This window comes from Synergistaceae bacterium (assembly GCA_017450125.1).
Lineage (GTDB): Bacteria > Synergistota > Synergistia > Synergistales > Aminobacteriaceae > JAFUXM01.
Window position 1 is genome coordinate 63,702 of record JAFSWZ010000017.1, and the last position, 13,400, is coordinate 77,101.

At 55.1% G+C, this 13,400-nt stretch carries 15 protein-coding genes and 2 tRNA genes; 11 read left to right on the forward strand and 6 right to left on the reverse strand.

Features of this window, described 5'->3' with window-relative positions; translation table 11 throughout:
• Positions 1 to 88: 88 nt before the first annotated feature.
• Genes IJT02_03745 through IJT02_03755 form a run of 3 tightly spaced genes read left to right on the forward strand, consistent with a single transcriptional unit; the run spans position 89 to position 2,354 of the window.
• Entirely contained in the window at positions 89 to 1,135 is a 1,047-nt protein-coding gene (locus IJT02_03745) for a flippase-like domain-containing protein (GenBank protein MBQ7544038.1), read from the forward strand.
• Positions 1,128 to 1,685, forward strand: coding sequence for an isoprenylcysteine carboxylmethyltransferase family protein (locus tag IJT02_03750; protein MBQ7544039.1), 558 nt, complete (start codon positions 1,128 to 1,130; stop codon positions 1,683 to 1,685). The genes IJT02_03745 and IJT02_03750 overlap by 8 nt, the downstream gene beginning before the upstream one ends.
• A 27-nt stretch (positions 1,686 to 1,712) precedes the next feature.
• Positions 1,713 to 2,354: a hypothetical protein gene (locus IJT02_03755; protein ID MBQ7544040.1), complete on the forward strand. Its 642-nt coding sequence runs from the start codon at positions 1,713 to 1,715 to the stop codon at positions 2,352 to 2,354.
• Positions 2,355 to 2,420: 66 nt separating this feature from the next.
• Here the strand turns inward: IJT02_03755 and IJT02_03760 are convergent.
• Positions 2,421 to 2,510: transfer RNA gene (locus IJT02_03760), tRNA-Leu, on the reverse strand.
• Positions 2,511 to 2,573: 63 nt separating this feature from the next.
• Positions 2,574 to 3,494, reverse strand: coding sequence for an alpha/beta hydrolase (locus IJT02_03765; GenBank protein ID MBQ7544041.1), 921 nt, complete (start codon positions 3,492 to 3,494; stop codon positions 2,574 to 2,576).
• Positions 3,495 to 3,565: 71 nt separating this feature from the next.
• Between IJT02_03765 and IJT02_03770 the strand changes: the two genes are divergently transcribed.
• The 3 genes from IJT02_03770 to IJT02_03780 all read left to right on the forward strand — a co-directional run bounded on the left by IJT02_03770 (position 3,566) and on the right by IJT02_03780 (position 4,857).
• Entirely contained in the window at positions 3,566 to 4,330 is a 765-nt protein-coding gene (locus IJT02_03770; protein MBQ7544042.1) for an MBL fold metallo-hydrolase, read from the forward strand.
• 2 nt (positions 4,331 to 4,332) lie between these two features.
• On the forward strand, positions 4,333 to 4,737 hold the full coding sequence (locus IJT02_03775; GenBank protein ID MBQ7544043.1) for a hypothetical protein: 405 nt from the start codon (positions 4,333 to 4,335) through the stop codon (positions 4,735 to 4,737).
• A gap of 44 nt (positions 4,738 to 4,781) precedes the next feature.
• Positions 4,782 to 4,857: transfer RNA gene (locus tag IJT02_03780), tRNA-Val, on the forward strand.
• A gap of 67 nt (positions 4,858 to 4,924) precedes the next feature.
• Here the strand turns inward: IJT02_03780 and IJT02_03785 are convergent.
• The 4 genes from IJT02_03785 to IJT02_03800 all read right to left on the reverse strand — a co-directional run bounded on the left by IJT02_03785 (position 4,925) and on the right by IJT02_03800 (position 9,234).
• Complete coding sequence (locus IJT02_03785) at positions 4,925 to 7,153, reverse strand: hypothetical protein (protein ID MBQ7544044.1); 2,229 nt, start codon at positions 7,151 to 7,153, stop codon at positions 4,925 to 4,927.
• Between the two features lie 2 nt (positions 7,154 to 7,155).
• Positions 7,156 to 7,344, reverse strand: a complete 189-nt coding sequence (locus IJT02_03790; protein ID MBQ7544045.1) for a hypothetical protein — start codon at positions 7,342 to 7,344, stop codon at positions 7,156 to 7,158.
• A gap of 273 nt (positions 7,345 to 7,617) precedes the next feature.
• On the reverse strand, positions 7,618 to 7,947 hold the full coding sequence (locus IJT02_03795; GenBank protein MBQ7544046.1) for a hypothetical protein: 330 nt from the start codon (positions 7,945 to 7,947) through the stop codon (positions 7,618 to 7,620).
• Between the two features lie 48 nt (positions 7,948 to 7,995).
• Positions 7,996 to 9,234: a hypothetical protein gene (locus IJT02_03800; protein MBQ7544047.1), complete on the reverse strand. Its 1,239-nt coding sequence runs from the start codon at positions 9,232 to 9,234 to the stop codon at positions 7,996 to 7,998.
• Between the two features lie 200 nt (positions 9,235 to 9,434).
• Here IJT02_03800 and IJT02_03805 point away from each other — a divergent pair, with 200 nt between their 5' ends.
• From IJT02_03805 to IJT02_03825, 5 genes are read left to right on the forward strand one after another with little or no spacing between them, the layout of a single operon-like run.
• A complete protein-coding gene (locus tag IJT02_03805) occupies positions 9,435 to 10,121 on the forward strand; it encodes a hypothetical protein (protein ID MBQ7544048.1) in 687 nt (228 codons plus the stop codon).
• Positions 10,122 to 10,167: 46 nt separating this feature from the next.
• Positions 10,168 to 10,341 (forward strand): hypothetical protein, encoded by a 174-nt coding sequence (locus IJT02_03810; GenBank protein ID MBQ7544049.1) that lies wholly within the window; start codon positions 10,168 to 10,170, stop codon positions 10,339 to 10,341.
• Positions 10,342 to 10,343: 2 nt separating this feature from the next.
• Positions 10,344 to 11,009 carry an amino acid ABC transporter permease gene (locus tag IJT02_03815; GenBank protein ID MBQ7544050.1) on the forward strand — a complete coding sequence of 222 codons (666 nt, stop codon included), beginning with the start codon at positions 10,344 to 10,346 and terminating at the stop codon, positions 11,007 to 11,009.
• A complete protein-coding gene (locus IJT02_03820; GenBank protein ID MBQ7544051.1) occupies positions 10,996 to 12,093 on the forward strand; it encodes an amino acid ABC transporter ATP-binding protein in 1,098 nt (365 codons plus the stop codon). Before IJT02_03815 ends, IJT02_03820 begins: the two co-directional genes overlap by 14 nt.
• The gene (locus tag IJT02_03825; GenBank protein ID MBQ7544052.1) at positions 12,090 to 13,379 is read left to right on the forward strand and encodes a hypothetical protein; all 1,290 of its coding nucleotides are present in this window, start codon (positions 12,090 to 12,092) and stop codon (positions 13,377 to 13,379) included. Before IJT02_03820 ends, IJT02_03825 begins: the two co-directional genes overlap by 4 nt.
• The last annotated feature ends 21 nt before the right edge of the window (positions 13,380 to 13,400 follow it).

Here is a 13,400-nt window from a genome sequence, read left to right on the forward strand (position 1 = left end):
CGCAGTGCAAAGCTGAACTTCGGAAGATAGACGGGGTTTATGACGTATAATACTCTCATTCATAACAATAAGACGGAGGAACAATAACTTGTCTCTCAGAAAAGGCCTCGTAATCTTCATACTCCTCGCTTTCGGGATGAGCGCGCTGATAATCTTCCGAAGCGTTGACCATCATACAATACGCTCGCTTCTTCACGCCAGCAAACCCAAGCTCCTGCTGGCACTCCTTGTAGTGTTCGCGGCCTGGCTCTGCGACGCGGGGAGATTCTGCGCCCTCGCACGTGCCGCACATGAACACGTCTCCATGCCTCTGGGAATAGCTCTCACTTGGCTGAACTACTTCGGCAGTGCAGTAACCCCCATGCAGTCCGGCGGCGGCCCCTTCCAGGTCTACGCTCTCTACAAGAAGGGCATCCCCGTCGGCAAAGGCATAGCAATCACGTTAATCCGCACGATGCTCACGATATTAATCCTCACCCTCGCAGTCCCGATAGCATTGCTGCTTGACCCCGAGATACTCACGGGAAGTCCCTTCCTCAAGGGCTTGGTGTCCTACGTGTTCATCGTGATACTCGCGACGTGGGCGTTCGTTGCGTTCACGATACTGAAGCCGGAGTTTATCCGCAAGCTCGCGCGGGTGCTGGTTCTGTGGCTTCGACGCTTCAACATCCTGCACTCCAACAAGAAAGTGATAAGGATATTCCAGTGGATGGACAAGGAGATCGACAACTACATCCTGAACTTCAGGATAGCGTTCCATTCCGGCAAAAGATGGCTGGCTGTAGGAGTTGTGCTCTCGGTGCTTCACCTGCTCGCGCTGTTCACCGTCCTTCCTGTGCTGATGAGTGCTGTCGGCCTGTCTTTCAGGTACTCGCAGACTATCGCGGTTCAGGCAGTGTTCATGTTCATCCTGTACTTCGTGCCGACACCTGGAGCGAGCGGGGTTGCTGAGGGCGGAGGTGCTCTGCTATACAGCGTACTGATGCCGGAGAACATGGCGGGAGTCATGGCGATAATCTGCCGCTTCTTCACCGACTACATATCTATCTTCATGGGAGTTGTGGTAGTCATCCGTATGCTGGGCTGGGGAGTAAGCGAGAATCTTCACAAAGGAGCGTCGGTCGAGGATGCGTGAGTTCGTCTTCAAGATGCGCGGCGGAATCTGGACGCTGCTGTTCTTGGCCGTGCTGTTCATGGTCAGAGCCTCAACGTTCGGGCAGGTCTGCGCGTGCCTCGTGCTCGTCGTGCTTGGCCAAGTCTGGCGGTGCTGGGCGGCGGGGTGCATTGGCCTCTACAGGGGCGAGAACGTCAAGGCGAACAAGCTCGCTGTTGCCGGGCCTTACGCGCTGATGAGAAATCCCCTCTACTTCGGGAACTACGTCATCGGCTTGGGCTGGAGCATCGTTGCTGGATTATGGGGCGTGATTGTCTTCACTGTGTGCTTCTTCTTGCTCTACGTGTGCGTGATTATCCCTCATGAAGAATCATTCCTTCACGAAAAATTCGGCTCTGAGTACACGGATTACTGCGTGAGGGTCAAACGCTTCTTCCCTCTGTCGCCGAAACTCTCTGACATCTTCAGCGGCTTTGACCCATCGATAATAATGCGCTCCGAGATACACACTATAATTTCTACGCTGGTCGGGACGTGTATAATTCTTGGTGTATCCATGTGCTATACTTGATTGCTTTTACAGACAAAGGAGGCGTTGATGATGGAATCCGACACAGGACGAAGGGGCAGAAAGAAGCCCGAAGGTATGACGGTCAATGAACTGCTCTCGGCTATCAGCGAGACGGAATACCCGCAATATATTCTTGATGCGATAGGGACAGTTCAGGAGTGGATGAAGGACATGACGGAGAAGCCGGAAGAACCTCTTGATGACGAGGGGGACATTTTCGCGTCCCTCTTCGGGATGAATTTCGGCAGCGAGGACGAGGGCATAGCGAGCCTGTTCGAGCAGTTGAAGGACATAGAGACCTACGCGGACGTTGTGCCCAACCCCAGACAGCCCGAAGGGAAGCCTGACACGCTGATAATCAGCCTTGCGCCTCCCGACTGCGACTGCGGGATACGTACGGCGATAGATTACGCGGCGGTGTTCAACAGGAGCAAGTGCCGGCGTGTGTGGATAATCAGCGACACGTTCATTTTCGGCGAAGTGATAAAGTTTGTGCCGCACGTTGACGCGTTGGCTGAGCAGGGAATAATGCTGCGGTATATTCTGGTAACGCCGTGGGGCTGGGTGGAGATGCCGCTGAGCGGTGCGACGGTCTCGAAGCACCAGTTCTTGTGGAGGACGCAGGAGACCGGCAAGCCCAGAGCTCCCAGACGGCGCAGGCAGGAATAACAGCAGAACACAGCAGCATAACGAAATCCCTCCGGCGATGAACCAGAGGGATTATTGTTGTCTTGATGGTGCGGAGGGGGAGAATCGAACTCCCACAGCACTTAATTGGCCACAAGATCCTTAGTCTTGCGCGTCTACCAATTCCGCCACCCCCGCAAATACATTACTTCGTGGATTGACGAGAGATAATTATACCCGCAAAAATTTTCCCGTCAAGTTTTAGTTGGCTCTCAGGAAGTCCAGAACCTTCTGGCGGAAAATCTTGTAGTACGGCTTCTCCATCATCATTGCGTGAGCCGCACCGTCGATTATCTCGATGCGGGAAGCCTTGTTCGTCAGCGTCCCGAAAGCTTCGCGGCACAGCGCAGGCGAAACGTAGTCATCTTTCGAGCCCGCGATGATCAGCACGGGAACTTCAATGTCCTCAGTGGGAATGAGCCTCTCAGTTGCGGCAACAAGCAGGTCTCTTCTGCCGCCGTTAGGGCTGGAGTCCTTGTCGTAACGCCAGCAGTTCGACTGGAACGCGTTGACCACGTCGGGCTCAGTGATTGCGTAGTTGATGCTTCCGTCAGGGTTCGTCTGGAAGTCTCCCGCCGCGTGAACCCACGTGTTGTGGTTAAACTCGTTCTCGACCTCAACGTCGCCGAGACCCGCAACGATCGGGGCATACAGCACGAGCTTGCGCACCATCTCCGAGTTCTCCGCCGCGAAACGTCCCGCCGTAACTGTCCCCCAGCTCCAGCCCAGAACGTCGAGGCACTTCCTGCCTTCCTTCTCGAGAATGAGCTTGGCCGCCGCCGCAATGTCCTCTGCCGCGTAGTCAGAATCAGGCGTGAACCCGTCCTCTACTTCCTGCGACTGCCCGTAGCCCGCAATGTCCAGAAGCCACACGTTGAAGCCCCTGCGCGCAAAGAACCTCGCGAGGCTGTAGTCCTTCACGTCAACGTCAAATTCATGCGACGAGTACGTCAGGCCGTGAACGAGCAGCAGCGGGTCTCCGCCCTTGTCGGACTTGAAGCGTTCGAGGTGAAGCTTCACGCCCTCGCGTTCGAGCGGGAACGTCTCGCGGGTTAAGTCTGCAAACGACACTGATGCCGCCAGCACGACTATCAGCAATGAGAATAAGAATGACTTTCTCACAATAAAAACCTCCTGAAAAGATTTTTTGCGCTATTATACGTCATATCCCAAATACAGGAGGAATCATTAACATGCTCAAGTTCATCACTGCTCTGCTCCTTGCCGCAGTCATGGTTCAGGGAGCTTCTGCTTCGGTAATCTCTCTCGTCGACGTTCAGGGTGAGAGTGATACGGCTCTTCTCGTCGGCGCGAATGAAGACCTCACGGCCAAGTACTACCCTGACGGAAAGATGCCCAGCCAGATTCTCGCGTTCTGGGTGAACGGCGTGCTCTATGACGCGGGGCTGAAGGACGGGCACATAGTCTCGGAGCTGGCCAAGAACGGCGTAAAGGCTTCCGACGTTACGACGATCCTAATCACACACCTTCACCCTGACCACTTCGGCGGGCTCGTCGACGCTGAGGGCAGAGCTGCTTTCCCGAAAGCTGACGTGTTCGTCTCGAAGCCGGAATATGACTACTGGGTCAGCGAGCTGAAGAACGGGAATGTGATTAACACGCTGAAACTCTACCCTGTTCACACGTTCATGTTCGGCGACGAAGTTATACCCGGCGTGCGGGCAATGGACACCAGCGGGCACACTCCCGGGCACGTGAGCTACCTTGTCGACGACAGCCTGATTATCGCCGGAGACATCATGCACTTCCCGGAGATTCAGCTTCCTGCTCCTGATGTATCTGTGAGGTACGACGTTGACCCGGCAAAGGCCGCGCAGTCGCGAAAATTCCTGCTGGATTATGCGGCGTGGAAGAAAGTACCTGTCGCCGGAATGCACATAACCCCTCCAGGCGTGATTAACGTCAGGAAGTCAGGGGAAGGCTACGAGACGTTCTAGCGATGACTATGTTTTATGGGCTGGTACTGTTCCTGCTGGGACTGGCGGCGGGGCTGTCGCTGTACCTCGTGAAGCGCGGTGCTGACGATGACGCTGATGACGACGGCGGCGAGTACATCTCCACAGCGTCAACTATGACCGTCAGGGAGATCGTGAAGGCCTACACCAGAGACCCGCAGGGCGCGGAGAAGAAGCTCACCAACAATCCCATGAACGTAACCGGCCGTGTAACACGCATCGCCAACGGCGGGAACTATTCACACGTTGAGCTCGACAAAGTATTCATGTGCATCTGTCCTCAAGGCTCGGTGAAGTCTCTCAGCGTCGGTACAAGGGTCTGCATCACCGGAACTCTCAGGGGAAAGTACCTGCTGGATGACTGCCTGATGGTCAAGTATCCGCTGTAAGTCTTGACTTTGCGGAGGTTTGCTGTAAAATCTTCTCGTTAATCGGGCAATTGGCACAGGGGTTAGCGCGCTTCCTTCACACGGAAGAGGTCACTGGTTCAAATCCAGTATTGCCCACCATAATACAGACAAAAAATGAGAAGCCTCACACTTTCACGCATGGGGCTTCTCTCGTTATGAAGAAGTATTATTTTCTCCTCAGGATATACGCTGACAGGGCAAGCATGAACAGTCCCGCGCTGATGCCCGCACTGCATCCCCCCGAACCGCCGCCGCCGTTATTGTTGTTTTCCTGCGCAGAACTTTCCGCAAGAAGCGCAACTCCGACCTCTGTTGTTGACCCCGAAGAAGGCTCGCAGTAGAACGTGTAGTAGCTCTGCGGAATCTTGGCTCTGCTGCCGTCCGGGTACTCCAGAGCGTCAACGTTGACCGTGATGTCTCCGCTCTCGTTCGTGATGTGGCTGAACGGCCCGTACACAGGATAGTCTATCCCCGCGTCGTTCCAGAAGAAGTCAGGCTTGTACCCCGTCTTGTACACAGGGACATCAACCCACTCAACCGGCCCTGTACGTCCCTTAGGGTAGCCCTCTTCGTCCAGCTTCTCGTCGTCCGAAATGTTCACGGGCTCGTAAGTCCTCGACTTGTCCACGAGGTACACGCTGACATCAGCATTTGCCCCGCCGTCCAGCGCAATGACCGCCCTCCTCGATGTGGAAGAAGGAATCCTGCTGTTTATCCGTACGGTCTGTGCGGGAGTGAACGTCTCTACAGGTATCCCGTTGATGGTGTGCGAGGCCTGCGCGCGCTCGGCTGGTGAAAAGTTCGGGGCAACCGTGAAAACCTTTATGCACGCGTTGATGCGGTAGGGTGTTCCTCCGTTGCCCTCGTCGATCATGTCAGTGCCGTCAATCCACGTTGTGCCGTCGTCGGAGAAGAAGCTCTCCTTGTCGTAAATTGCCGCGTTGTCCGAGTAACGCTTTATCGCGACTTCGACGGGTATCTCCGCGTGGCCGCCCTCGTTCGTGTCCGTGTACTGCACTATCACGGAGAAGTAGTTACCCTTCGTGAGGCCTGCCCTGTCCGTCATCATCGTGTGGTAGCCCGCGTAGTCCATCATTTGTTCCGCCGAGAACAGAAGGTCTCCTGAGGTAGGGTCAGTGCCTCCGAAATCTGCTCCCAAGTCGTAAAGGCTGATTTTAACCTGCGTGTTATGTCCGGCTGTGTAGAAGCTCACTGAATCCAGAACCTCGCCGTCGCTTTCCACCTTGAAGACGTTAGCCGCCCAGATGTACGCCTGCTGAACCACGAACGAATTGCACCAGCCCAGCGGGTCATGCTCGTACACGTGAAGGTTCTCCTGCCTCTCTCCGGCAACGCACACAACGCCGTCGCCTATAAGCTGTTCGTACGAGATCCATTCGTAGCCGCCGTCAGACCCCCAGAAGCTCCCCCAGCTGTTCCGTGCGAGCCATGCTCCGTCATTCTCCGGCTTGTCGATGAAGTTATCGCGCGAATAGTTATCGTCCCAGCCTATGATGGTTATCTCGTGGTTGCCCTTCCACTTGGCCGGGTCGCTGATGTAGTAGCCGTAAGTTGAGCTGTTGAGGTTCGTGCCGGTGTCCTCTTCGGAGTAGTAGCTTATCATCGCCGCTCCGTAACGCATGATTAACGCCTTCAGTGCGTCATTGCTGACCTTGTTCAGCTCCGCGTAATCCCTCCTCTGGTTCGCGAAGCCCGCAGGTGCAGCATTGGCCGCCGCAAAGAACGCGTCCGTCATCCGCAGGTCAGAACGCGGTGTTACAGTCCTTCCCGTGTAGACGAGGCTCGAGGGTGTCGACGACCTCAAGGGGATAAGTCCTACATTCTCTGCCTCTGAGTGCGTCGGAGGATTGTTCGTGCTGTAGCCTTGAGCAGTTAAGGTGCTGTTGTAGATGTACGGGAAATCAGCCTCGTCAGAGAAACCTTCAAGCCGTGCCAGAGTCGCCAGCGCGATAGTCGGGTACGCTCCTTCCTGCAGAGCCGTGCCGTAATCCCCCATGTGAACCAGCTGTGCCTTGTTCCTGATGAACATGCTGAAGCTCCGGCTCTTGTCCTGATTTATCCTCGCGAACCACAACAGATTCATCTCCGAGAAGTCTATTGTTTCGGGGTCTGCCTCGAGATCCTCCGTGAGGCAGCTGGACTCTAGTGCGGCAATCGCGGCGTGTGCCCAGCACGTGCTCCAGACTCCTTGATCACGGATCGGCGCAACCCTGCCTGACTCCCTGAGGTCATAGCTTACGGGGATGTCCTCTGCCGCCAGAACTCTCGGAGGTGCAGAGGAGACTGAGGGCCCGTTTGACGCGAAGAACCCTGCCTCAGCCTCTCCGGCCAAGAGCAGGGCAGCAAATGCTGATACAGTTAATATCTTCTTCATTGCTAGATGATCTTCTGCCCGCCATTCGCGTTCCAGCGGGCAACGCCGCCGCCTTCTTCATCCTGTCCGGCGAACCACCGGGCACTGCCGCCGCCTCCGAAATCGCCGCCTGCTATCTGCGACATGTCGTCGAGCGACAATTCCTCGAGCTCTTCGCTGTCCGTTAATGCCTTGCTGTCTTTCTTGAGCATGATAAATATTCCTCCTGATTGTAGAGATTGCGGGTGATATTATGCGACATGGTGCGCAACACAACCGCAACAGAGACACAAAAAAGTTCCTGCAGAGAGGATGCCTCCCCGCAGGAATTGTTCTCTCACCATCTGTGCGGGTCGCCGCTGTAGCAGTCTCCGTCGTAGAACACGGTGTTACCGTTGACCTTTATCTCGATCCCGGCACTCCTCACGCCTCCCCATATACTTACGGTGATTTCTCCCGCCTGACCGTCCCATGAATGCCAGAACTCACCGCTGTACGGCCAAGTCGTGCCCCCTGAGATGTCGAACTCGAACCCGAAATCTACATAATCCGTCCGATAGGTAGAACGTATTACTGTCTCCTTTGGTGTACTTCCTCTCCCAGCCGCCGCCAGCCTTGCGCGCATAGAATTTGCGGTGCTCTGTGGTGAACGCTCCCCTGTCGCTGATGCTGACCTTGATGCCGTCCCACGTCTTCCAGTAATGCTGGCTGTGTCCCGAGCAGTCTCCTATCTTGACCTTCTCCTTGTTGTTCACACGGATTTCTATCGAGGCGTTCAGGCTGGTTCCGCCCGTGTAGATGTAAATATCCTGCACTTTCTCCCTCGCAGAGTCTGAGGCTGACCAGAACACGTCGGAATACGGCTAGGTCGTGCCCCAGAAGATATCGAAGTCGAACCCGAACTCCACATATTCCTTCGAGATGTAAATATCGTGGTCTCCGTCGTCGGTGTTAAACAAGCACTCCCAGCTTCCTCCGGCCTTGCGGGCGTAGAACGCTCTGGATTTGCAGGTGTACAGCCCCGTCTTGTACAGCCTCACACGAATCTCGTCCTTCTTGCTCCAGTCCCGCTGTTTGCCGGCCGGGAGGTTGGTCTCTTTGAAGACTGTCTTGTTGTTCACCTCGATGGCGATGTTGGCATTGCGGACAGCACCGCTAAGATCGATTTTTATGCTGTGCGGGGCTTCGCTGGCAGATTGGGACGCAGTCCAGAACACATCGCTGTACGGGTAGTCAGTCCCGCCAATAATATCGCACTCAAATGCGAACTCGACGTAACGATTCTCGGGGATGTGGTAGGTGTGGTAGTAGTTGTAGAGTTGATTTCCATTGGTGTCCTTGCCATCTTCCTTCTTCTCCTGAGTAACACCATCAGCCAAATATTTTGCATTCCTGTAGCGTTTAGTGCTGTCGTCATTGAACTCTATGACCTTTACCCAGTTGCTGCTTGTGGAAGTGCGTCCGTAAAGTATCGCGCCTTTTACCTTGTACAACTGGGAAGGAGAAAGCTCCATCCTGATGCCTTCCCAGCCGTAACGCGTCTTTTCGCTGCAGTTGGTGTCCTTAAACACCTGAAAGTCGTTGACCTTTATCTTGATGGTCGTGTTTAAGGTAGTTCCGCCAATGTCGATGTCGATTCTCTTAGGCTGAATCCTTGCTGTATCCTTAGCCGTCCAGAAGACTCCGCTGTAGGGATATGTAGTGCCCCATACAACACTGAACTCAAATCCGAACTCCACATACTCTTTCGAGACATCAAGCTCAAAATTCCTGTCGACTATTTTAAATTGGTCTCCAGTTTTTGAGTGCAGTGCTTCCCATTTGCCGCCGTTCTTTCTGGCGTAGAAGGCCACTGCTTCGAAGTAATAGGCAGTCGGGCCGTCAACCTTCACCTTGATTGTGCCGGAGCTGAAACCTCCGCGCCCTTCGTCGTCCTCCGGCACAGTTTCGTCGCCGGACTCCGTGTCTGTCTCGTCGCCGAAGTACGCAGTATCTTCCGAGTCATCAGAAGCGAAATTGTCATCGTGCCCGCCTCCGCATCCTCCTGCAGTTACTGCGCAGAACAGTGCGATAACCAGTAACCGCAACATATATTTCTTCATTGCCGTTTACCTCCGAATGATGAATTATGCCGCGAATGATACACAAGCCCCCGCAACATAACCGCAACAAGGATTTGTGCTATAATTTTTTGCACTCACAGCAGAAGCCGCAAAGGAGCTTGACACACCAGCAATGAATCCTGTATAATCGCACATCGCACATCCACTCCCTTATTGTCTGATTCTTCGTTCCGCAAATCATGAGGATACTCATCACAGATTCAGACCTCCGGGATTTGTCGGAACTAATCGTAATTCTCGCCCGTCTTCTGCCCGACGCAGAGATATTCGCCTCACTCGACGCTGACGACGCGTTAAGCCTCGCACGTACGCACAACCTCACGACGGCATTTTTCGACGCAAGCATCAACATCACCGGAAAATTTCACGAACTCTCCCCGAACACGAACATAATCACGACTCCCAAGCCCTTGACGGTTGAGGGGGTAAACCGTTCGCTTCCGCAGGACAACAGAAGGCTGTACGTTCAGACCTTCGGAGGGTTCAGCGTGTTCCGCCCGGACGGGAAGGCGGTAGAGTTCAGGAGGACGAAGGCGAAGGAGCTTCTTGCACTGCTCGTTGACCGGCGGGGATGCACGGTGTCGGCGCGTGAGGCGTGTGCGGTGCTCTTTGAGGACTCGCCGTACTCGGAGTCGCAGGGGAGCTGCTTCCGGGTTCTGGTGTCCGACCTCATCAGGACGCTTAAGGCTGAGGGGGCAGAAAGCATCATCAGACGGAACAGGAATCTTTTGGCCGTGAACACGTCGGCTTTCGACTGCGACGCGTACCAGTTCCTGAAGGGTGAGCCTGAGGCAATGAGAAGGTACAGAGGGGATTACCTCATGTGCTACAGCTGGGCGGAATACTCTGCGGGAATGTTTCAGTGAATGATAAACTATAGCCATTCACATAAATTTTTCGGAGGACGAATGAATGAATGTACAAGAACTGACCGTTGAGGAGATGGCTGAAGTTTCCGGCGGCTTCGCGGACATTACGAGCATGAAGGTGAAGTGCCCGGTGAACGGCTGCGGTTTTGAGTGCGACAGGTTCGGTGAGCTCAACCGGCACATGAGGGAACAGCACAGCGGAAGGCAGAAGCTATGAACTTGTCGCAGATTCTCTACAGGATACTTATTCAGGGCGGCTCGTACCTGACGATCCTTAAGGGGCTTCGTGCTACCGTCGAAATCTCGCTGTACTCGCTCGTGTTCGGGACACTGCTCGGGGCTGTCGTGTGCGCGCTGAGGATGTCGCACGTGAAGCTGCTCAGATTCTTGGCCGGAATGTACATCGTGATTCTGCGGGGCTCGCCGGTGCTGATGCTGCTGATGCTGATGTATTACGGAGTGTTTGCGCGGAGCTCCCTCGAGGCACAGACAATCGCCGTTATCACCTTCTCGATGAACACGGCCGCACATGTCGCGGAACTCCTCAGAGCCTCAATCAGCGCGACGGACTCCGGCCAAGTCGAAGCGGCAAGAACGCTGGGGTTCAGTGCGTGGCAGGCCTTCAGGCTCGTAACGTTGCCGCAGGTCGTGCGCATCGCAAAACCCGTCTACCAGTCCGCAATCATCAACCTCATACAGTGGACGAGCGTTGTGGGTTACGTCTCAATCACTGACTTGACGCGCGTAATCAACAACACGGCTTCGCGCACGATGCAGCCTATGCCGACGATAATCATCGGGATGCTGATTTATCTTGCGATGGCGTATATCGTTCACGGGCTGTTTGCTCTGTCGGAATGGAGGGGACACCATGAGTCTTATTGAGGTTAAGGGGCTGTGCAAGTCCTTCGGGAAGCTGGAGGTTCTGCGTGATGTGAATCTCTCTGTTGAGGAAGGCGAGCGCATCGCGATAATCGGCGGCTCAGGGTGCGGAAAGAGCGTGTTTCTCCGTTCGCTTGAGCTTCTCGAAGTGCCGGACAAGGGACAGATATTCATTGACGGTCAGGAAATCACGGCAAAGGGAGCGGACGTGAACAGGATACGGCGTTCTATGGGAATGGTGTACCAGAAATTCTATCTGTTCTCGCACATGGACGTGATGGACAATCTATGCCTTGCGCCCGTGAAGCTCGCAGGTGTTCCGCGCAAAGACGCAGAGTTTCAGGCTATGGAGTGGCTCGCGAAAGTCGGCCTGACCTCAAAGGCTCACGCGATGCCAGCGAATCTTTCCGGCGGACAACAGCAACGAATCGCAATCTGCCGGAGCCTCATGATGAAGCCGAAAGTTCTTCTGTTCGACGAACCGACGAGCGCACTTGACCCTACGATGGTCGGCGAGGTTCTGGCGATGATTCGGATGCTGACGAAGCACAGCATGACGATGCTCATCGTAACCCACGAGATGAATTTTGCCCGCGAGGTCTCTGACAGAGTGCTATTCTTTGCCGACAAAGGGATTTACGAGCAGGGGACACCGGCAGAGATTTTCGACGCACCGAAACGTGAGAAGACAATAGCCTTCATACGGAAGCTGAAGTATTTTGCGTACGAGGTGAGGGAGAGAGATTTTGACCTAATGGCACTTCACGGAGGGATTCACGATTTCGCGGAGAAGTACGGGCTGAGTTCGAGGCTGACTTACAGGCTGGAGCTGTGCTGTGAGGAGCTGGTTTACGAGATGATTGCGGGGTGCTGTGCCGGTGATGAGGTGAAGATTGACGCGGAAATCTTGTACTCTGAGGCGGACGGCTCGACAGCAATCGTGCTGACGGCGGAGGGCAGGGAGTTCAACCCGTTCGAGCATGAGGACGACGACGTGCACTTGGGCGTGTTGACGCTGAAGAGGACAGCGAAGAACATCAGCTACAGCTTCGCTGGCGGCACGAACAGAATCGAGGTTACGCTGTGAGGCGGGTAGCTGCGGCGGTGTTGGGATTGATGGTGTTTGCGGCTGAGGGCGAAGCTCTGCCGTCAAGGTACGACCTCCGGGAACTTGGCCGGGTTACGCCGGTACGTAATCAGGGAGTGCCCGGACCTTGCTGGGCGTTCGCGGCACTGGGAGCGATGGAGAGCAATTACCTCACGCAGAAACTGGGCAAAGCACCTGACCTGTCGGAACTTCACACGGCCTTCTACACCTACAAGGGCCCGGACAAGAAGCGAACCTTCACTCCTCTGCACAGCTCCGGGACACTGAGCCTCGAGGGCAATGCTTTCCGTGCGGCGGCACTGCTGATGAGGCTCTCAGGCCCGGCGGACGAGAAGACCTTACGCTACCACACCAACCTTACCGACGCGGAAAAGAAGGCACTTGCCAAGAAATCACCTGACAGCTTCAAACTTGCGATGAGGCTTCGTGATGTATACTGCTTGGCCGGAAAACGGACGCTTGACGACACCGCCAAGAAGGAACTCATCATGAAGCACGGAGCAATAGCCGTGAGCATCTACAGCGATCCGTTCAAGTACCGCACGCGCGGAGGGCACTACACGTACTACAACCCCTCGAACGGCAAGAACACTGACCACGAAGTCCTGTTAGCCGGATGGGACGATAATTTCCCCCGCACGAGCTTCAAGCCGCAGCCTTCGCGGGACGGAGCGTGGCTCGTGAAGAACTCGTGGGGTACAATGCGCGGCAGTGAGGACGGGTACTTCTGGATGTCGTACGACCAGCACACATGGGGCGGGACTGCCTTCGTCGTCGAACGCGCTAACCCCCGCCTGAGGCATTACGGCTATGATGATCTGGGGTACTGCTCGGCAATAAATTACTCGTGGGGGGCAAGCATCTTCCGCGTGAGCACGAACCGCGAGACCCTCAAGGAAGCTGCATTCTACGCGCCGTCGGACAATCTGTCCTACGAACTCTATGTGTACGACTTGGGCAGCAAGATTCCGGCCTCGCCAGTCGCAGGGAAACTTGTCTCCAGCACTAAGGGTAGCATCAGGCTCGCGGGGTACTACACGATAACTCTTCCTGAGGCAGTGAGCCTTAGGGGAAGTCAGTACTTCTCTGTGGTGCTGAAGCTGTCGGGAGGGTATATGCCTGTCGAGAACGTGAGGGCGGGGTACTCCGATAACGCGGAAGTGAATGCACGCGAGAGCTATTTTTCTCGGGACGGCGTGATGTGGACTGACGGCGTGAACCTGAAGGCTAATGCCTGCGTGAAGGCGTTTACTGTTGTGCGGTGAAAAAATTTCCCCCCGATGTTC